17 protein-coding genes and 1 pseudogene are annotated in these 18,229 nt (G+C 73.2%); 9 read left to right on the top strand and 9 right to left on the bottom strand.

Going from position 1 to position 18,229, the window contains the following annotated elements:
- Nucleotides 1–121 precede the first annotated feature (121 nt).
- The 6 genes from ABZX11_RS45770 to ABZX11_RS45745 form a co-directional block, all read right to left on the bottom strand.
- Entirely contained in the window at nucleotides 122–1,429 is a 1,308-nt protein-coding gene (locus ABZX11_RS45770; RefSeq protein ID WP_354925052.1) for an alpha-glucosidase/alpha-galactosidase, read from the bottom strand.
- Nucleotides 1,430–1,455: 26 nt separating this feature from the next.
- Nucleotides 1,456–2,337 (bottom strand): carbohydrate ABC transporter permease, encoded by an 882-nt coding sequence (locus ABZX11_RS45765; protein ID WP_354925050.1) that lies wholly within the window; start codon nucleotides 2,335–2,337, stop codon nucleotides 1,456–1,458.
- On the bottom strand, nucleotides 2,334–3,239 hold the full coding sequence (locus tag ABZX11_RS45760; RefSeq protein ID WP_354925048.1) for a sugar ABC transporter permease: 906 nt from the start codon (nucleotides 3,237–3,239) through the stop codon (nucleotides 2,334–2,336). The genes ABZX11_RS45765 and ABZX11_RS45760 overlap by 4 nt, the downstream gene beginning before the upstream one ends.
- Before the next feature lie 9 nt (nucleotides 3,240–3,248).
- Nucleotides 3,249–4,514: an ABC transporter substrate-binding protein gene (locus ABZX11_RS45755; protein ID WP_354925046.1), complete on the bottom strand. Its 1,266-nt coding sequence runs from the start codon at nucleotides 4,512–4,514 to the stop codon at nucleotides 3,249–3,251.
- A 311-nt stretch (nucleotides 4,515–4,825) separates the two neighbouring features.
- Entirely contained in the window at nucleotides 4,826–5,641 is an 816-nt protein-coding gene (locus ABZX11_RS45750; RefSeq protein WP_354925044.1) for an endo alpha-1,4 polygalactosaminidase, read from the bottom strand.
- An 89-nt stretch (nucleotides 5,642–5,730) separates the two neighbouring features.
- Nucleotides 5,731–6,537 carry a DeoR/GlpR family DNA-binding transcription regulator gene (locus tag ABZX11_RS45745; protein ID WP_354925042.1) on the bottom strand — a complete coding sequence of 269 codons (807 nt, stop codon included), beginning with the start codon at nucleotides 6,535–6,537 and terminating at the stop codon, nucleotides 5,731–5,733.
- Nucleotides 6,538–6,663: 126 nt separating this feature from the next.
- Here ABZX11_RS45745 and ABZX11_RS45740 point away from each other — a divergent pair, with 126 nt between their 5' ends.
- The 6 genes from ABZX11_RS45740 to ABZX11_RS45715 are packed head-to-tail and all read left to right on the top strand — an operon-like array spanning nucleotide 6,664 to nucleotide 11,922.
- On the top strand, nucleotides 6,664–7,776 hold the full coding sequence (locus ABZX11_RS45740; protein WP_354925040.1) for an SIS domain-containing protein: 1,113 nt from the start codon (nucleotides 6,664–6,666) through the stop codon (nucleotides 7,774–7,776).
- Between the two features lies 1 nt (nucleotide 7,777).
- The gene (locus ABZX11_RS45735) at nucleotides 7,778–8,734 is read left to right on the top strand and encodes a BadF/BadG/BcrA/BcrD ATPase family protein (RefSeq protein WP_354925038.1); all 957 of its coding nucleotides are present in this window, start codon (nucleotides 7,778–7,780) and stop codon (nucleotides 8,732–8,734) included.
- A 9-nt stretch (nucleotides 8,735–8,743) separates the two neighbouring features.
- Nucleotides 8,744–9,649 (top strand): DMT family transporter, encoded by a 906-nt coding sequence (locus ABZX11_RS45730; protein ID WP_354925036.1) that lies wholly within the window; start codon nucleotides 8,744–8,746, stop codon nucleotides 9,647–9,649.
- On the top strand, nucleotides 9,646–10,578 hold the full coding sequence (locus ABZX11_RS45725) for a PfkB family carbohydrate kinase (protein WP_354925034.1): 933 nt from the start codon (nucleotides 9,646–9,648) through the stop codon (nucleotides 10,576–10,578). The genes ABZX11_RS45730 and ABZX11_RS45725 overlap by 4 nt, the downstream gene beginning before the upstream one ends.
- Complete coding sequence (locus ABZX11_RS45720; protein ID WP_176170347.1) at nucleotides 10,575–11,399, top strand: class II fructose-bisphosphate aldolase; 825 nt, start codon at nucleotides 10,575–10,577, stop codon at nucleotides 11,397–11,399. The genes ABZX11_RS45725 and ABZX11_RS45720 overlap by 4 nt, the downstream gene beginning before the upstream one ends.
- Before the next feature lie 16 nt (nucleotides 11,400–11,415).
- Nucleotides 11,416–11,922, top strand: a complete 507-nt coding sequence (locus tag ABZX11_RS45715) for a 2'-5' RNA ligase family protein (protein ID WP_354925032.1) — start codon at nucleotides 11,416–11,418, stop codon at nucleotides 11,920–11,922.
- Nucleotides 11,923–12,073: 151 nt separating this feature from the next.
- Here the strand turns inward: ABZX11_RS45715 and ABZX11_RS45710 are convergent, their stop codons facing one another.
- Nucleotides 12,074–14,083 carry a glycosyltransferase family 4 protein gene (locus ABZX11_RS45710; protein WP_354925030.1) on the bottom strand — a complete coding sequence of 670 codons (2,010 nt, stop codon included), beginning with the start codon at nucleotides 14,081–14,083 and terminating at the stop codon, nucleotides 12,074–12,076.
- A gap of 53 nt (nucleotides 14,084–14,136) precedes the next feature.
- Here ABZX11_RS45710 and ABZX11_RS45705 point away from each other — a divergent pair, with 53 nt between their 5' ends.
- From ABZX11_RS45705 to ABZX11_RS45695, 3 genes are all read left to right on the top strand, one after another.
- Nucleotides 14,137–15,480, top strand: coding sequence for a glycosyltransferase (locus ABZX11_RS45705; protein ID WP_354925028.1), 1,344 nt, complete (start codon nucleotides 14,137–14,139; stop codon nucleotides 15,478–15,480).
- A 240-nt stretch (nucleotides 15,481–15,720) separates the two neighbouring features.
- Nucleotides 15,721–16,125, top strand: a complete 405-nt coding sequence (locus tag ABZX11_RS45700) for a VOC family protein (protein WP_176170343.1) — start codon at nucleotides 15,721–15,723, stop codon at nucleotides 16,123–16,125.
- Between the two features lie 112 nt (nucleotides 16,126–16,237).
- Nucleotides 16,238–17,089, top strand: coding sequence for a MerR family transcriptional regulator (locus ABZX11_RS45695; protein WP_354925026.1), 852 nt, complete (start codon nucleotides 16,238–16,240; stop codon nucleotides 17,087–17,089).
- Here the strand turns inward: ABZX11_RS45695 and ABZX11_RS45690 are convergent.
- Nucleotides 17,079–17,459: a hypothetical protein gene (locus ABZX11_RS45690; RefSeq protein ID WP_354925025.1), complete on the bottom strand. Its 381-nt coding sequence runs from the start codon at nucleotides 17,457–17,459 to the stop codon at nucleotides 17,079–17,081. The two genes, ABZX11_RS45695 and ABZX11_RS45690, sit on opposite strands and share 11 nt — an antisense overlap.
- Nucleotides 17,456–18,229, bottom strand: a pseudogene (locus ABZX11_RS45685) (cytochrome b); the annotation flags it as partial. The gene ABZX11_RS45690 and the pseudogene ABZX11_RS45685, both read right to left, overlap by 4 nt.

The following is an 18,229-nucleotide window of genomic DNA, read 5'->3' as shown; positions in this document are numbered from 1 at the left end:
GCTGTCCGGCGTAGGGAACTGCTCGGCGCGCCCTGATGGTGAACCGGTTAAGCCGCGGCCTTCTGGGAGCGCTCTCACGTTGCGGGTATGCTCCGCACCGGCAGGCGCGCAGCAAACCGCGTCAGCTTCCGAGGACGGCCCGCAAAGCGGGCTGCAGCCGGTCGCCGTGGGCGCGGACCAGCTCGTCGCACAGCTCGAAGATCTTCGGCACCGGCAGGGTGGCCGCCGTGGCCGGGTCGGTCATCGCCGCGTGGCGGATGTGGCAGGGGTCGTCCTCGACGGCCGCGCGCACGACCAGGTCGTCGACGCTCAGGTACGTCCGGTTGAGCGCGGCGAGCTGCGGCGGCAGCGCGCCGATCCGGGTCGGCCGGACGCCGGTTCCGTCGACCAGGCACGGCACCTCCACCACGCCGCCGGCGGGCAGGTTCTCGATCAGGCCGCGGTTGACGACGTTGCCGTACACGGTCCGCGGGGTGCCGGTGACCAGGCTGTGGACGATCTGCGGCGCGTACTCGCCGGTGCCTTCGACGGGCAACGGCTCCCCGGCCGCGATCGCCCGGCGGGTCCGCTCGTACTCGGCCTCGTTCTCCGCGACGATGCCGAGGTAGGCGCCGACCGGCAACCGCAGGCGTTCGACCTCGCTGTCGTGCTTCAGGTACCAGGGCACGTACTCGGCGGAGTGCTCGCTGGTCTCCGTCGGGTAGTAGCCGAGCCGCCGCAGCATGTCGAACCGGACGCGCCGCCGCAGCTGCGCGTCGGACTCGGCCAGCTCGCGCAGCCGCGGGTAGAGGTCGGCGCCCGCGTGCTCGAACCGCAGCACCCACGCCTGGTGGTTGACGCCGGCCGCCACGTAGGTGACCTCGTCGAACGGCACCCCGACGAGCTCCGCGAGCCCGTGCACCGTCCAGTGCACCGAGTGGCAGAGCCCGACGACCTTGGTCAGCCCGGTGGCCTCGCTCAGGTACTGGACGTTCATCGCCATCGGGTTCGTGTAGTTCAGCAGCCACGCGTCCGGGCAGACGTCGGCGATGTCGGCCCCGAGTTCCTTCAGGAACGGGAACGTCCGCAGCGCGCGGAAGATCCCGCCGATGCCGAGGGTGTCCCCGATGGTCTGGTGCAGGCCGAAGCGTTCCGGGACCTCGAAGTCGGTGCGGGTCGCCGCCGCCATCCCGATCTGGACGATGTTGACGACGAAGTCCGCGCCCGACAGCGCTTCCCGGCGGTCCGCGTGCGCGGTCAGCACGGGCTTGGCGCCGCGCACGGCGGCGATCCGCTCGGCCGCGGCCAGCGCGGTGGCCAGCCGGTCCGGGTCGATGTCGTGCAGGGCGACGTGCACGCCGGCCAGCTCCGGGTAGGCGAACAGGTCCGCGAGCAGGCCCTGGGTGAACACGACGCTGCCCGCGCCGACGAAGGTGATCTTGGCAGTCATGGAAATCCGATCCGGGATGGGGCGGGTCAGCCCTTGAGGCCACTGGAGGTGACCGACTGGATGAACGTCTTCTGCGCGCCGAGGAAGGCCAGCAGCACCGGCAGCACGGTGATGACGTTGCCCGCCATCACCGCGGCCCAGTTCGTGTGGTGCTGGCCCTGGAACGTGGTGAGCCCCAGCTGCAGCGTGTACGTCGTGTCGTGGTTGACCGCGATCAGGGGCCAGGTCAGGTCGTTCCAGGTGCTGAGGAACGTCAGCACGGCCACCGTGCTCAGCGCGGGCCGCGACAGCGGGACGACGATGGTGAACAGCACGCGCAACCGCGAGCAGCCGTCGATCCACGCCGCCTCTTCGAGCTCGCGCGGCAGCGACAGGAAGAACTGGCGCAGCAGGAACACCGCGAACGGCGTCACCAGCGACGGCACGATGAGCGCGCCGAGGGTGTCGATCAGGCCGAGTTCCTTCATCACCAGGAACGTCGGGATCATGGTGAGCTGGAAGGGGATCGCCGTGGTCGCGACCATCAGGGCGAGCAGCGCCCGCGAGCCGCCGAACCGCATGCGCGCGAACGCGTACCCGCCCAGCGTGCCGAAGAGCAGGTTCGACACCACAGTGACCGCCGAGACGATCAGCGAGTTGGTGAACCAGCGCACGAACAATGCGTTGTCGAGGACATAACGGTAGCCCGAAAAGTCCACGTGGGACGGCCACAGTGCGGGCGGGAACCGGTTGATCTCGGCGTTGCTCATCACCGAACTGAGCAGCAGCCAGACCAGCGGGGCCGCGAACACCAGCGCCAATGGCACGAGCAGCAGGTGCCACGGGCTGAACGGCAGCCGGGTCCGGCGCAGCACGGGCTGCTCCGCGCGGGTCGCGGGGACTTCGAGGCGGACGGGCTGTGTCTTCATCGCAGCGCCTTCCCTGGCCGGCGCAGCACACGGAGGACGACCACGACGGCGAGCAGGGCCAGCGCGAGCACGTAGGCCGACGCCGCGCCGTAGCCGGCGGTGAAGTTCTTGAACGCCTGCTCCCAGACGAAGTAGACGATGACCGTGGTCGAGCCGAGCGGGCCGCCCTTGGTCGTCACGTACACCAGGTCGAACACCTGCAGCGAGGTGATCAGCTGCCACAGCACGAGGAACGCGGTCACCGGGGTGACCGCGGGCAGCGTCACGTGCCGGAGCACGCGCCACGTCCCGGCGCCGTCCAGCCGCGCGGCCTCGACCAGCGACAGCGGCACGTCCTGCAGCGCGGCCAGGTACACCACGACGCAGAAGCCGGTGCCGCTCCACAACGTGATGGCGACCAGCACCAGCAGCGCCTGCGCCGGGTCGGTCAGGAAGCCCTGCGGCGACACGCCGAGGTGGTGCAGCACCGAGTTGGCCGCGCCGAACTGCGGGTCGAGGATGAAGGAGAACAGCACGCCCTGAGCCGTCGCCGACAGCACGAACGGGACGAACACGAGGGTCCGGTAGACGCCGACCATGCGGATGCGCCGGTTCAGCGCCTGCGCCAGCAGGAACCCGAACCCGATGCTGAGCGGGACGTACAACACCGTGTAGAGCACGGTGTTCCCGACTGCCTGGGCGAAGTGCGGGTCCTGGGCCAGCGCGGCGTAGTTGTCCACGCCGACCCAGCGGCTGGGGGTGACGAGGTCGTCGGCCTGGAAGGACAGCACGAGCGACCAGGCCACCGGCACCACGCCGAGGCCGAGGATGATGAGCACGGCGGGGGAGATGTAGGCCCAGGCGGCCGCGGTTTCGCGGCGCTGCCTGCGGTGGACGGTGACGGGCCTCGGCAGTCCGGGCATGGCGGCTCCCTATCGCGGAATGATCAGGGCGGCGTTCGCGGCCGCGGCGCAGTCGCGCAGCGCGTCGGCCGGCGTCGCCCGGCCCAGCAGGACGGCGACGATCGCGGTGCCGAGCGCCGCCGACACCTGGGGGTAGGCGGGGTGCACGGGCCGGACCCGGGCGTTCTCCAGCGCGTCGACGAAGACCGGCAGGCCCGGCGTCTCGGCGGTCTTCTGCTGCCACGCGGGCAGTTGCTGCGTCCGGCGGCTGAGCGGGAGGCTGCCCGCGCCGTCGTCCCAGCGGACGTCCTGGGCCGGGTCCGCCAGCCAGGACAGGAAGGTGCGGGCCGCCGCCACGCGTTCTTCGCCGTTGTCGAACAGCGTCCAGGTGTCCGGGCCGGAGATGGTGACGGCCCGGCCGCTGAAGCTCGGCAACGGCACGACCGCGTAGTCGATCCCGGCGTCGGCGATGTCGGGCAGCTGCCACGGGCCGGTGGCGACCATCCCGATGTGCCCGGCCTCGAACGCCTGGTACATCTGCTCGCTGCCGGTCTTCGGGTCGAGGTAGACCGCCTTCGCCGCGGCGAGGTCGCGGACCACCTCCAGGGCGCGGACGCCCTGGTCGGCGAAGCCGATGCCGCGGCCGTCCGGGCCGACGACGTCGCCGCCGAGGTCCCAGATCAGCGGCCACAGCCGCCACACGGTGTCCTCGTCGCCGGTGGCAGGCCAGGCGGTGCCGAAGGTGCCGTTGCCCGGGTCGGTGAGCTTCTTCGCCGTCTCGACGAATTCAGCCCACGTCCAGCCCGCGGCGGGCAGCGGGATCCCGGCGGTGGCGAACAGCTCCTCGTTGCACACCACGGCCAGCGAGTCCAGCAGCGCCGGGACCGCGCGGACGCGGCCGTTGACGGTGACCGCTGCCCTGGCCGGCGCCCAGAAGCCGGGACCCGCGTCGACGAGGTCGGTGACGTCGACGACGCTCGGGCTGCGCGCCACGCTGGCGAGGTCGGAACCGAAGACGTAGGCGACGTCCGGGAACGAGCCCGACGCGAGCGCCGCGGTGATCTTCTGGAGCATCGCGTCGGCGAGGACACCGCCGCCCAGGTCGATCCGGATCCCGGGGTGAGACCGGTGGAAGTCCGCGACGAGCTCGTCCAGGACCTTCTTGCCGGTGTCGGTCTGGCCGTGCCAGACCTCGACGGTGACCGGGCCGCCGGCGGACCTCGCCGGGCTGCAGCCGGCGATGGTCGCGCCCAGGGCCAGGGCGCCGGCGCCGCGGAGGAATTCGCGGCGGTCCATCAGCGGGTCTTGCCGGGGAACGGAAAAGACATCATCGGGTACTCCGGATGATGGTGGGCACGACCCCGCCTCGGACCACGGGGTCCTGGCGACTCGGTCCGGGCTCGCGGTGGAACCGACATACCGGCTGGGCGTACCTCTGACGTCGGTGCTCCCGACGTGGACAGCAGTAAAGCGAGGTGGTAAGGGTGTGTCAAGTGCCGTGCCGGGATCGCTGTGGTGTCCTCAGTGGACTGCGGATCCACCACCCCGAAGCCGGCATGCGGTCCGGCTTCGGGGTTGCCGTGGGCTGGGCTGCGTGGGTGGCTGCGTCAGCATGTCTTGCGGACGTAACCGCTTGTTCCCTGCGGTACCACGTACAAGTCGCGGCGGACCATGCTGATCTTGTTCTTCCAGTCCGGGCAGCCCTTGCTCATGCCCGATGCCGTGTACTCCACGTCGACCACGCGGTTGTTGAACGGGCCCGCGTAGTCGGCGCACTCCTCGTATTCGCCGCACTCCTCCGTCACCGCGAAGTCGAGGCCGTTGGCCACGCGGTTCCCGGCCAGCTCCGGGGTGTTCTTCTGGGCGATGGCCAGGTTCTTGCCGTGGGCGTAGGCCGACAGGAGCTTGATGTACTCCTGGGCGTGCGTGGTGGTCAGGAGGTTCTTCGAGCGGGAATAGCTGTCGAAGTTGTCCGGCTCGATGGCCTGGTAGCCCTTGGTCGCGCACGTGTCGATCCAGCCGGAGACCTTCTGCGCCACCCGGGTGCGCTTGTCGGCCGTCCTCAGGTCGAGGAGGGTCTCGTTCCAGTCCGGGTCGACCACCTTCTTGCCCGACGAATCGCGGAGGAGGAGGTCGCTCGGCCAGTCGGCGTCCTGGCCCTCCTGGGCCTGGAACGCGTTCAGGTAGCAGATGTTGTACTTGCCGCTCGCCGGGGACGCGGACACGTCGCGGCTGACGATCTGCACGCCCGCCGGTGGGGTGTACGCGCCGCCGATCTGGTAGTCGAAGCCGGCCGCCAGCGGGGGCAGCGTGATCGCCGCCGTCGCCGGGGCCGCGAGTGCCGTGAGCGTGCCGACGGCCAGTGCTCCCGCCGCCGTGAGAGAAGCAATTCGCTTGCCGTGGATGGGGAGGGGACGCTTCATCCGGACTCCATCTTCGTCGGGGGTGTGACGGCGAAAGGTAGGCAGGGTGATCACCGCGGTCAACGAAACGCGCATTCACGATGAGCGTTTCAGCGGTCCTTCGCGGAGCCGGCCTCGACCACCGTGACCCGGACGCCCGCCTTGCGGATCGCCGCGACCGCGTCCGGTGCCGCCGAGGAGTCGGTGATCACCTCGTGCACGTCCTGGATGTCACCCATGCGGGCGAGGGTGGTGCGGCCGAGCTTGCTGCCGTCGGCCAGGACCACCACGCGCCGGGCGCGGCCGAGCATCGCGCGGTTGGTCCTGGCCTCGTTCTCGTCGTGGGTGGTGATGCCCGCCGCCGCGTCGATGCCGTCCACCCCGACGAACGCGGTGCCGACGGTGATCGAGGCCAGCACGTGCTCGGCCCACGGCCCGACCAGCTCGTAGGACTGGGGCCGGGCGACGCCGCCGACCACGACCAGCTTCAGGCGGGGGTGCAGGGCCAGGTCCATCGCGATGTTCAGGGCGTTGGTGACCACCGTCAGGTCCGCCCGGCCGGGCAGCTCCCTGGCCAGCTCACTGGTGGTGGACCCACCGGTCAGCGCGATCACGTGCGGGCCGGTCGGCAACGTGCGGATCGCCGCCTGCACGATGGCGCGCTTGGCGTCCCGCGACCGGCCCACCCGGTACGGCGGTGGCACCTCGTTCGTGCGACCCCGGGGCCGCGCGCCGCCGTGGGTGCGGGTCAGCAGCCGCTGTTCCTCCAGTTTGGCCAGATCGCGCCGCAGCGTGGCGGCCGAGACGCCGAACCGGGCGCTGAGCTCGCCCACGTGCAGCGCGCCGGTGTCCGCGAGCACCCGCAACAGCTCCGAGAGCCGTTCGGCCCGGGTGGTGCGCCGCTTCCGCGTGGACATGCGCCGAGCCTACGACAGCCGGCGAAACGCTCAATCGGAATGCGCATTTGGACACCGGACCTTGCCCCCGGCGCCGGGCGCGGATGAATCTCCCGACGGACGACCCGGAAATCGGAGGCAGCACCCATGCACAACAGCGGGCCGTGGCCCGGCGACAGCCGGACCGCGCGGGAGATCGGGCAGCAGCCCGCCACCTGGACCCGGGTGGCGGACGCCGTGCGCCGGGCCCGGCCGGAGATCGCCGAGCTGATCGGCGACGAGCCGCGGCGGATCGTGCTCACCGGCGCGGGCACGTCGGCGTTCATCGGCGAGGTCGTCGCCCGCGATCTCGCGCGCCACCTCGGCCGGCCGGTCGAGGCGATCGCGACCACGGAGATCGTCGCCGACCCGACCGCCGTGGTCGTCGACGACCGGCCGATCCTCCTGGTGTCCTTCGCCCGCAGCGGCAACAGCCCCGAGTCGAGCGCGGCGGCGGACCTGCTGCAGCGGCTGGCGCCCGGGCTGCGGCACCTGGTGATCACGTGCGACCCCGGCGGGCAGCTGGCGCGGCGGTGGTCCGGCGCGGAGAACGCCGTCGTGGTGGCGCTGCCCGACGAGGTCAACGACCGCGGGTTCGCGATGACCTCCTCGTTCACCGGGATGACCTTGGCGGCCCTGCTCGCCTTCGGGATGGACATCGACGTCGAAGCGCTCGCGGAGGCCGGATCGGCGGTGCTCGACGGCGCTTTCGAGCACGCGTCGGCGATCGCCGGCGCCAAGCCGTCCCGGCTGGTGTTCCTCGGCTCCGGGCCGCTGCGCGGGCTGGCCAGGGAAGCCGCGCTCAAGTGCCTCGAACTGACCCGCGGCGAGGTCGTCGGCCTGGCCGAATCCGCGCTGGGCTTCCGGCACGGGCCGAAGTCCGTGCTCGACGAGCGCACGATCGCCGTGGTCTTCCGTTCCCCCGATCCGCACACGCGGCGGTACGACGACGACATCGCGGGCGAACTGGTGCAGTCACTCGGCGAAGAGCGGGTGGTCGTGGTGGGCGGCGACGGCGCGCGGAGCTGGCCCGTGCCCGCGCCGCCCGGCCTGCCCGTGGCCGGTTACGCGCTGCTCGCCGTCCTCGCGGCGCAGACCACCGCGCTCGCTTGCTCGCTCGCCCTGGGCGTCACCCCGGACAACCCGTTCCCCGGCGGCGAGGTGAACCGCGTCGTGCAGGGCGTGGTCATCCACGAATTCGTTCCTTCGGAGGTGAGCTGACGTGTTCCTCGGAGTCGACGGCGGCGGTACGAAGACGGCCTTCTGCCTGGTGGACCCCGGCGGCCGGGTGGTCGCGGAGGCCAGGACCGCGAGCGTGTACTACCTGAGCGAGGGCCTGCAGATCGTGGAACCCCTGCTGCGCGAAGGGATCGGCGAAGTCTGCCGGGCCGCGGGGGTCGAGGTCCCGGACATCACCTACGCCTTCTTCGGCCTGCCCGCCTACGGGGAGATCAGCGCCGATGTCCCGGTGCTCGACGCGGTGCCCGCCCGGATACTCGGGACCGGGAACTACCGCTGCGGCAACGACATGATCTGCGGCTGGGCCGGGTCGCTCGGCGCGGTCGACGGCATCAACGTCGTCGCCGGCACCGGCTCGATCGCCTACGGCGAGCACGACGGCAGGCAGTGGCGCGGCGGTGGCTGGAGCGAGCTGTTCGGCGACGAAGGCTCCGGCTACTGGATCGCGGTCCAGGGCCTCAACGCGTTCAGCCGGATGGTGGACGGCCGCCTGCCCGCCGGCCCGCTCGTCGGGGAGATGCGCCGGACGCTGGGGCTCACCGTCGACTTCGACGCGATCGACGTCGTGGTGAACCGGTGGCACGGCGACCGGGCCCGGATCGCCGACCTCAGCAAGGTCGTGGTCCGGGCCGCCGAAGCCGGCGACGCGGTCGCCACCGGGGTGCTCCGGGAGGCCGGGCGCGAGCTCGCGCTGCTGGTGGACGTCGGCCGGACCGCGCTCGGGTTCGAAGCCGCGCAACGGGTTCCGGTGTCGTACTCCGGCGGCATGTTCGGGTCGGCCCACGTGCTCTCGTCCTTCCGCGACGCGCTCGCCCTCGAGTACGACCTGCGCGAGCCGCTGCTGGAACCGCACATCGGTGCCGCGCTGTACGCGGCACGCCTGCACGGACACCCGTTGCGGGCCGGGCAAGTCCACCCGGCCGCGTCCCTGCCGCACTGAGGAGCCGAGATGACCGGATCAGGGGTACTCACGTCGTCCACCCGCAGCTGGATCACCTACGCCGGCCTGCTGGTGGTGTTCTGGGGCGTCTGGGGAGCCATCTCCAGCCTGCCCACCAAGCTCTACGCCTATCCCGACCCGATGGTGTACGTCGTCTGGTCCCTCACCATGCTCGTGCCCGCGTGGGTTTCGCTGCGCGGCAAGAAGTTCGACCGCGGCCGGACCGCCGCCGGGTACGGCCTGCTGATCGGGCTGACCGGCGCGGGTGGGCAGCTGGTGCTGTTCAAGGCCCTCACGATCGGCCCGGCGTACATCATCTTCCCGATCGTCGCGCTCTCGCCCGCCATCACCGTGCTGCTGGCCTTCGTCGCGCTGCGGGAGCGGCTCGGCGGGTGGTCGTGGGCCGGCGTGCTGCTCGCGCTCGTGGCCGTCGTCCTGTTCTCCGTCTCCACCGGGGACGGCGGGGACAGCGGGTGGCTCTACCTGGTGCTGGCCGTGCTGATCTGCGTGGCGTGGGGCGTGCAGGCGTTCTTCATGCGCAAGGCCGCGCTCGCCGGCGTGGACGACGCTTCGACGTTCGGCTGGATGACCATCAGCGGGCTGCTGCTGATCCCGGTCGCCGTGCTGATGATGGGCGGGCTGCCGCTGGGGTTCCCGTGGCAGGCGCCCGCGCTCACCGCGGGCACCCAGCTGCTCAACGCGGTCGGCGCGCTGTTCCTCGTGATGGCGATGAGCCGGGGCAAGGCGTCGATCGTGGCGCCGGTGACCAACGCGCTCGCCCCGGTGCTGACCATCGTCCTGTCGCTGCTGCTGTTCGGCGCCACCCCGACCGGGTTCCAGCTCGCGGGCATCGTGCTGGCGCTGGCCGGCTCGACCCTGATGGTCTACCGCGCGGAAAAGACCGGCGAGCCGTGACCGGTCCGATCGTCACGGTCACGCTCAACCCCGCCGTCGACGTCACCTACCGGGTGGACGTGCTGCGCCCGGGGGAGACCGTGCGGGTGCCGGACGTCCGGTCGCGGGCCGGCGGCAAGGGCGTCAACGTGGCGGCCGTGGTCCGCGAACTGGGCGGCGAGAGCGTGGTGCTGGCGCTGACCACCACCCGGGCGCCGGACGAGTTCCGCGACGGCCTGGACCGGCTGGGCCTCACCCACCGGCTCGTCCCCGCGCTGCCCGCGGTGCGGCGGACCGTGGCGGTGGTGACCCGCGCCGACGGCACGACCATGTTGCAGGAGAACGGTTCCCCGGCGGCGGTCACAGCGGAGGCGGACGTGGCCGCCGCACTGAAGGCCGAGCTGTCGGCCGGCGCGGGAGCCGTGGTGATCTCCGGCAGCGTGCCCGGGGGACTGGGTGCCGACGTCCCCGCGAAGCTCGTCGGGCTGTGCAGGCGGTACGGCGTTCCGGTGATCGCCGACGTCTCCGGCGCGGCGCTGCGCGAGGCCGCCGGCAGCGGCGCGGTGCTGATGCCGAACGAAGACGAACTGAAGGAACTGGCCGGGGCAGGCGTCGAGGCGTGCCGGGACCTCGTGGCCGCGGGCGCCCCGGCGGTGGTGGCCACCTGCGGTCCGGACGGCGCGATCGCCGTCACCGCCAGGAACGCCTGGCGGGCCCGGCCCGCCGAAGTGGTCACCGGCAACCCGGCCGGGGCCGGCGACGCCGGAGCCGCCGCGCTGGCCCTGCGGCTCGCCGCGGCCGGCGCGGTGTCCGAAGTGGACTGGCGAGCCGCGCTCGCGGACGTGGTGGCCACGTCGGCCGCCGCGGTGCTGCGCCCGGTCGCCGGTGAGATCGACGTCGCGGCCAGGGCCCGCTGGGTCCGTGCCGTGCAGGTGGAGAGGATGCGATGAACTGGCCCGCCCTGTTGGACGACCTGCGCGCGCAGCGGCGCGCGATCGGGGCGTTCAACGCGATCTTGATCGAACACGCCGAAGCCGTCGTGGCCGGTGCGGAGCACAGCGGGCTCCCGGTGATCCTGCAGATCTCGCAGAACGCCGTCCGCTACCACGGTTCGCTCGCGCCGTTCGCGCTCGCCTGCCTGCGGCTGGCCGAGGCCGCGACCGTGCCGGTGCTGGTCCACCTCGACCACATCGAGGACGAGGACCTGATCCGGGAGGGGCTCGATCTGGGCATCACGTCGGTCATGTTCGACGCCGCCGCGCTGCCCTACGAAGAGAACGTGGCCCGGACGAAGGCGGTCGCCGACCGCTGCCACGCCGCGGGCTGCCGCGTCGAGGCGGAACTCGGCGAGATCGGCGGCAAGGACGGCGCCCACGCCCCCGGCGTGCGCACGGACCCGGGCCAGGCCCGTGAGTTCGTCGCCGCGACCGGCGTGGACTCGCTCGCGGTGGCCGTGGGCTCGTCGCACGCCATGGCCGACCGCAGCGCCGTGCTCGACGAATCCCTGATCGCGGCGCTCGCGCACCGCGTGCCGGTGCCCCTGGTGCTGCACGGGTCCTCCGGCGTGCCGGACGAGGGCCTGCGCGGCGCGGTGGCGAGCGGCATCGTCAAGGTCAACATCGGCACGCGGCTGAACCAGGTGCTCACCGAGGCGGTCCGCTCGACGCTCGGGGAGCAGGAGACGCTCACCGACCCCCGCCGCTACCTGGCCCCGGGCCGGGCGGCGGTCCGCGACGAGGTGGCCCGGCTGCTGACGCTGCTGGCGAAGTGAGTGCGATGATGGGCCGGTGGCGGAGCCGATCGTGATCACCCTGGCGGTCGACGAGCACGCCCAGGCCGCGTGGAACACCCTGCGCCGCCGCTGGTTCCCGCCGGAGCGGCTGAAAGTCGACGCCCACCTCACGCTGTTCCACGCCCTGCCCGGCGAGCACCTGCCCGCGATCCTCGCGGACAGCGCGGAAGTGGCAGGCGGGATCCCGCCGTTCGAGCTGACGGTGGCCGGTGTCCGGTCGCTCGGCCGGGGTGTGGCGCTCGACGTGGGGTCGCCGGCCCTGCTGCGGCTGCACGCCGCGTTGCGGGCGCGGTGGGCGTCGTGGCTCACCCCGCAGGACGCCCAGCCGCTGAAGCCGCACGTGACGGTGCAGAACAAGGTGCGCCCGGAGACCGCGGCGGAGACGCTTCGCGAGGTCCAGCGCGATCCCGGGCCGCCCACGGCGACCGCGACCGGCCTGGCCGTCTGGCGGTACGTCGGCGGCCCGTGGACGTTCGCCGCCGCGGTGCCCTTCGCCGGGTGACGGAGCCGGGGACCACGGGGCCGCCGGCGACAGGTGGGGCAGTGGTGGCGAACCTGCCACCACCGCGAACGACCGCAGCGGCCGACGCCGGTGTGGGCCGGCAGGCGCTTTTCCTACGGCGGCCGGCGCCGGCGCAGGCCGCTACACCGGATCAGGGGGTGCGGGCCGCCAGGCACGTCCGCCGGTAGACGTCGGCGAACCGGGCGGCGACCTGCGTGATCCCGAACCGCTCGCGGACGGTGTCCCGGCCGGCGGCCGCGGCGGCCCTGGCTCGTGCCGGGTCGTCCGTCGCGGCGCGGACGAAGGCCGTCAGGGCGTCGCCGAACGGCGCGATACCGGACGTGTCCGCCAGCAGGCCGTTGCGCCCGTGGTCGACGTAGTACCGCAGCCCGCCGCGGCGCGGGCCGAGCACGAGCAGGCCGGCTTCCATGGCTTCGAGGACCGCGATGCCGAACTCCTCCTTGTGGCTGGGGCAGACGTAGAGGTGGGGTGACGGCGCGGGCCGGAGCCGGGTGAGCCCGTGCTCGAGCAGCCGGACGTCGTCGTTGCCGAGGGCCGGGAGCACGGCCAGCCGCCCCGCGGCGGCCGGGTGGGCCCGGTGCCGGGCCAGGATGCGGTCCAGCATCCGGGTTTCGTCCTCGGTGGGGCGGCTGAGGTCCCCGCCGACGAGCACCAGGGCGGTCCGGCGGTGCAGGCCGCGCGTCAGCCAGGCCTCGACCAGCAGATCCTGCTGCTTGACCGGGTGGAGCCGGCCCACCGACAGCACGATCGGCAGCCCCCGCGCGTCCGGGCCGAGCCGGGGCAGTTCGGGGTCGGGCGCGGACAGCGAGTCGATGAGCTGCCGCTGCCGGGCCTCGCCGACGGAGACCCGCGGGAGCACCGTGATCCCTTCGGGCGGGGACTCCGGCGCCGGACGGCTGCGCAGCGCGGGGAAGTAGCCGGGCAGCTCACCCTCCGGCCGTCCCGGCAGGCCGATCACTGTGCCGGCGGTGGCCACCAGCCGGTCGGCCGCGTACATGCGGTGCAGGTCCGTACGCGCGCTCGACGGCGGCTCGGCACTGCCGGGCCGGTGCCGCTCGGCGAGCGAGCGGTGGGGGTCGGCGGTCAGCGTGAAGACCGTCGGGGCACCGAGCGCGGCGGCGGCGTCGGCGATCGCCAGCGACCCGTCGTCGGCGTAGCGGACGTGCACGACGTCGGGGCGGCAGCCGGTCAGCCGCAGCAGCCGCCGGGCCAGGAACGTGATCGCCGCGCGGTGGCGGGCCAGCTGCGGCTGGGCAGGCGCGGTGGGCGCGTCGACCGGGATCCGCAGCACGACGTGCCCGGCGCCGTCGACCTCGGCCAGGGACGTGCGCTCGGCGAGCTCCTCGTGCCCGGCCAGGGTCAGGGTGACGACGCGGGCGATGCCGTCCTGACGCGGCAGGGCCGTGCCGAGGTGCCGCAGGAACACGGTCAGCCCGCCGCTCGCCCCGGCGCCGGGCCGGTCGAACGAGCCCAGCAGCATCGACTGGGCGACGACCAGCCCGCCGCGCTCGGCGGGCGGGACCGTCCACAGTGCCGCGTCGGCCGGCCGGGCCCGGCACAGCGCCGCCAGCACCCGCTCGTACGGGTCGTTGTCGCGTTCGCGCGTGATGGCCCCGCTGTGCCGGGTGAGGTACCGCCAGCCGGCGTGCCGCAACGCGCGGTCACGGTCGGCACCCTCGACCACCGCGGCGGCCGGGATGCCCCCGTCGGTGTGCCGCTCGGCCAGGTCCAGCAGCAGCACGCGACGGCGTGGCGAGGCCGTGCCGAAGGCCGCGCGGATCGCCCCGCCCGCGGCGGCCCGGCCGTGCGCGGCGGCCGAGGCGGCGAAGAGATCCAGTGCCACCGACGTGCCCAGGTCGCCGAGCGGGCCCTCGATGTCGTCGGGGACCGCCGCCAGGACGTCGGCGGGCGCCGGGGGAGCCGGCGCCCGGGTGAGGGCCCGTACCGCGGCCACGGCGGAGTCCGCATCCTCCGGCATCGCTTCCGCACCGGCGTATTCGACCAGGGCCGGGACGGCGAAAGCGGGGTGAAAGGCGCGCCGGAGCTCCTCGACGCGAGCGGGATCGGCGCCGGGCCGCAGGTCCCGCAACGCCGTCACGGCGTCGGCCGGAACGGTGGTGGCGGAGTCGTGGATGATCACAGCAGAACTCCTTGCGGTAGGGCCGCCAGGACGGCGACGACGAGGAGAGCCGGATGCCGGAACCGCGGATCGTGGTGGTGAGCCCGCCGTTCGCTTCGCACGCGAGGCCGCTCGCGACGGTGGCGGCTGCGCTCGCGGACGGCGGCGCGGACGTGACGTTCGCCTGTGCTCCCGCGTTCGCGGAGCTGGCCGAGCAGGCTGGGCTGCGGTTCGAGCCGCTGGCATTCGGCGACAACGCCAACACCGGGATCGCCGAGCGCACCCGCCAGCAGCAGGCCGGCGCGCAGCGGCTGACCGAGTTCCTCGAGGCCACCCGCGCGGGTGCGGTGCCGGCGCTGCTGGCCCAGGCGCGGCACCGACGGGCGGACATGCTGCCCGATCCCGAGGGCGTGTACCGCGCGGTGCGGCGGCTGGACGACCGGCTGCGCCCGGACTGGTACCTCGTCGACCAGCTGGCCTACGCGGTCACGCTCGCGCTGTACACGCTCGGCCGCCGGTGGGCGGCGTTCTGCCCCGGGCACCCCGGCTACGTCCTCGACGGCCCTGACCGGTTCTTCGGGCTGCCGCCCTACTGGCCGGACGCGATCCGGCCGCCGTCGGCCGAGCTGGCGGAACTGCGGGCCGAGGCCGAAGCCAACGACCGCCTCTTCACCGAGCTGTTCACGCGGTTCGTCGCCGAGCACGCGCCCGGCAGGCCGGCGCCGCGCAGCGCGTTCGGCCTGACCTCGCCCGAAGCGGTGCTGTTCAACTACCCGGAGCTGCCGTGGCTGCCGTCGTTGCCGTCCGCCCCGGCACGGATCTTCGCCGGGCACTGCAGCGACGTCGGGACGGCCGGGCTGCCCGCGGACTGGCGTGACCGCGTCGGAAGGCTGACCGACGGCGGCCGCCGGCTCGTCCTGGTCTCGTTCGGGACGTTCCTGTCCGCCCGTGACGACGTGCTTGCCACCGTGGTCCACGGGGTGGCCGCGCTCGAGGGCGTCTCGGTGCTGGTGGCGGCCGGGGACCGGGCCGGATCGCTGCGGACGGCCTTCGCGGGCCGCGACCGGATCGAGGTCGCCGACCACGTGCCCCAGCGGGCGCTCCTGCCCGAGGTGTCGGCGGTCGTGCACCACGGCGGCAACAACTCGTTCACCGAATGCCTGGCGGCCGGGGTGCCCGCGGTCGCGTTGCCGTTTTCCAGCGACCAGTTCGCGGTCGCTCATGATCTGGAGCGCATTCCGGCGGGCCGAGCGCTCGATCCGCACCGGCTGACGCCGGAGGCGGTCACGGAAGCCGTCGCCGCGGTGCTGGCATCGGGGCCACGCGTACGCGAGGCCGCGGCCCGGCTGTCGGCGGCGGGTGGGCCCGGGTTGGCGGCTCGGCGGTTGCTCACGGCGATGGATCGGTCTCCCCGATAGGGTTGCAGGATCGATGCAAAGCTAGCCGGTCCAGGTGTCGCGCTGCCCGTTGAGCGTGTGCGGCTTCGGTTCGTATGCGCTCGCTCCTGAGGGTTCGAAATGCCGATCTGGCGGTATAGTCGCTGCTAGCCGGTCCGTCGCGGGTGTCAGCTGACGGCTCGGTGAAGGTGCAAAAACTCGTCCGATTTGCATCGTAATTGCATCGAAACATCACAGCTGCGTCCTCGGAGAGGAGCCGTCATGGAGGCCGCGGGCTTGCACGCCTACCTCAGCTACCGGGACGCCTCCGCCGCGCTCGGCTGGCTCACCGCGGTGGGCTTCGAGGTCGTGACGCGCCAGGACGGCGACGACGGTGCCGTCGTCCACGCCGAGGTCCGGCTCGGGTCGATCGTGCTGATGGTCGCCACCGCGGACGCGGACTACGACCGGCCGCGGCTGCTCGGGCTGAGCACGGGCGACGGGCTGTACCTGGGGTTCGACCGGAGCGAGCTCGTCGACGGGTGGTTCGGGCGCGCGGTGGCCGCGGGCGCGCGCCCGGTGATCGCGCCCGAAGACACCGCGTGGGGCTCGCGCCGCGCGCGGGTGCTCGACCCGGAAGGCAAGGAGTGGAGCGCCGGCACCTACCGGCCCGGGACCGCCTGGTAGCGATGCAACGCCGATCCATCCGGTACGCGACCGCGTGGTTTCCGCACTGAAAGCGGGCGACCGGCGCGGTACCGTGTCGCAAAACCCGTTCAACCGGCGCACGGGAGACCGCGTGAGCAGCACACCCGAGGGCCGCGCCCTCAGCTCGAACGAGGTCGCCAGGACACTCGGCGTCTCCCAGGTGACGCTGCGGACGTGGGAACAGCGCTACGGCATCGGTGCCTCGGTCCGCGAGGAGAACGGCCGCCGCCGGTACACGCCCGAAGACGTCGATCGGCTGCGGCGGATGCGGGCGCTGCAGGCGCAGGGCACCCGGGCGCGGGAAGCCGCCCGGCTGGTGCTCTCCCGGACGGCGGCGGGCACCACCGTCGAGCTGCGCCGTCGGCGGATCGCCGAAGCCGCCGAACAGTTCGACGTGCCCACCATGGGCGATCTGGTCGACGACGCGCTCGCGAGCCTGGGGGTGGCGCAGGCGTGGACCGAAGTCGTCGCGCCGGTGCTGCGGGTCATCGGGGAACGCTGGGCGCAGGCGGGCGACCGCACCGCGATGGCGGCGGAGTGGGCGCTGGCCGCGGCGGCCTCGGCGGCGCTGGACCGGCTGCGGGCCCCCACGCCGCTGCGGGCCGGGCGGGGGCCCGTGCTGTTCGTGTGCGGGCCGGCCGAGCGCCACGAGCTGCCGGTGAAGATGCTCAGCGCGGCGCTGGGCGACGACGGCGCACCGTCGATGTTCCTGAGCGGGCTGGTGTCGATGGACGTGCTGCGGGTGGTGTCCGGCCGGTACTCCCCGAGTGCCGTGGTGGTGTGGTCGATGACGTCGCCGTCCGCGGACGTGCGGACCCTGCGCGCCCTGCACGCCGAGGGCATCCCGGTGCGCCCGGCCGGCCCGGGCTGGCGTGGCCTGCCGACGGTCGGGGAGCCGCTGCCGCCGTCCTTCACGGACGCCTTGGCGGCCTTCAGCGGCTGAGCGCGCCGGTGCGGACCGACAGCACGGCCAGTGGTCCGACGCCGTTCTGCAGCACGGCCAGTGCCACCGCGGCCGGGTGCCCGGGCAGGTGCACGGCAGCCGCCCAGGCGCTTCCGGCGACCAGCAGCCCGGCGAGCAGCGCGGCCACGGTGATCGCGGTGCGCCGCAGCCGCTCGTCCCGGAGGTCGGCGATGGTCAGGGCCAGCGTGGCGTGCACGACGACGGCGACCACCGCGCCGAGCGCCGGCCAGTCGAAGGGCAGCCAGGTGAAGCTGGTCGCCGTGGCGGCCGCGGACATGACGGCGGTGGCGGCCGCGTAGGTCCCGGCGAGCCGGGCCCGGGCGACGGCCGCCACCGGGGCCGCGGTCACCGGCGTTCCCGGTCCAGGGCCCGGGTCTCCGCGGGCGGGTCCGGCGTCAGCAGCGAACCGGGGAGTGCGTGCCCGGCCGAGCCCAGCTTGTTCATCTTCTTCGGCACCGGCGCGCCCTGGTATTCGAGCGGGATCGGCGCGAGCGGCTGGTGGATCTCGATGAACTCCCCGTGCGGCAGCCGCTTGATGATGCCGGTCTCGATGCCGTGCTCCAGCACCTCGCGGTCACTCCGCTGCAGGCCGACGCAGAGCCGGTAGCTGACGAAGTAGGCCAGCGGCGGCCCGACGAGCAGCCCGATCCGGCCCGCCCACGTCATCGCGTTGAGGGACAGGTCGAACTGCACGGCGATGATGTCGTTGAAGCTGGAAAGGGTGAGCACGAGGAAGAACGTCAGCGCCATCGCCCCGATGGCCGTGCGGACCGGGACGTCGCGCGGCCGCTGCAGCAGGTTGTGGTGCGCGGTGTCGCCGGTGAGCCTTCGCTCGATGAACGGGTAGCTCAGCAGCGCCGTCACCAGCACGGCGATGCCGATCGCGCCGGCGAAGAACACCGGCGGCACGGTGTGGTCGCCGAGGTACAGCTCCCACGGTGGCCACACGCGCAGCAAGCCGTCCGCCCACCCCATGTACCAGTCCGGCTGGGACCCGGCGGAGACCTGCGCCGGGTTGTACGGGCCGAAGTTCCACACCGGGTTGATCTGGAACAGCCCCGACATCAGCGCCAGCACGCCGACGACCAGGGTGAAGAACGCCCCGCCCTTGAGCGCGAA

The sequence above is a fragment of the Amycolatopsis sp. NPDC004169 genome, assembly GCF_040610315.1.
Classification (GTDB): domain Bacteria; phylum Actinomycetota; class Actinomycetes; order Mycobacteriales; family Pseudonocardiaceae; genus Amycolatopsis.
This window is presented reverse-complemented; position numbering and strand designations above follow the sequence as displayed.

Bases quoted from the DNA above. Each gene is read 5' to 3' on its own strand.
- ABZX11_RS45770 (WP_354925052.1), bottom strand. From the start codon at position 1,429: ATGACTGCCAAGATCACCTTCGTCGGCGCGGGCAGCGTCGTGTTCACC.
- ABZX11_RS45765 (WP_354925050.1), bottom strand. From the start codon at position 2,337: ATGAAGACACAGCCCGTCCGCCTCGAAGTCCCCGCGACCCGCGCGGAG.
- ABZX11_RS45760 (WP_354925048.1), bottom strand. From the start codon at position 3,239: ATGCCCGGACTGCCGAGGCCCGTCACCGTCCACCGCAGGCAGCGCCGC.
- ABZX11_RS45755 (WP_354925046.1), bottom strand. From the start codon at position 4,514: ATGGACCGCCGCGAATTCCTCCGCGGCGCCGGCGCCCTGGCCCTGGGC.
- ABZX11_RS45750 (WP_354925044.1), bottom strand. From the start codon at position 5,641: ATGAAGCGTCCCCTCCCCATCCACGGCAAGCGAATTGCTTCTCTCACG.
- ABZX11_RS45745 (WP_354925042.1), bottom strand. From the start codon at position 6,537: ATGTCCACGCGGAAGCGGCGCACCACCCGGGCCGAACGGCTCTCGGAG.
- ABZX11_RS45740 (WP_354925040.1), top strand. From the start codon at position 6,664: ATGCACAACAGCGGGCCGTGGCCCGGCGACAGCCGGACCGCGCGGGAG.
- ABZX11_RS45730 (WP_354925036.1), top strand. From the start codon at position 8,744: ATGACCGGATCAGGGGTACTCACGTCGTCCACCCGCAGCTGGATCACC.
- ABZX11_RS45720 (WP_176170347.1), top strand. From the start codon at position 10,575: ATGAACTGGCCCGCCCTGTTGGACGACCTGCGCGCGCAGCGGCGCGCG.
- ABZX11_RS45705 (WP_354925028.1), top strand. From the start codon at position 14,137: ATGCCGGAACCGCGGATCGTGGTGGTGAGCCCGCCGTTCGCTTCGCAC.
- ABZX11_RS45700 (WP_176170343.1), top strand. From the start codon at position 15,721: ATGGAGGCCGCGGGCTTGCACGCCTACCTCAGCTACCGGGACGCCTCC.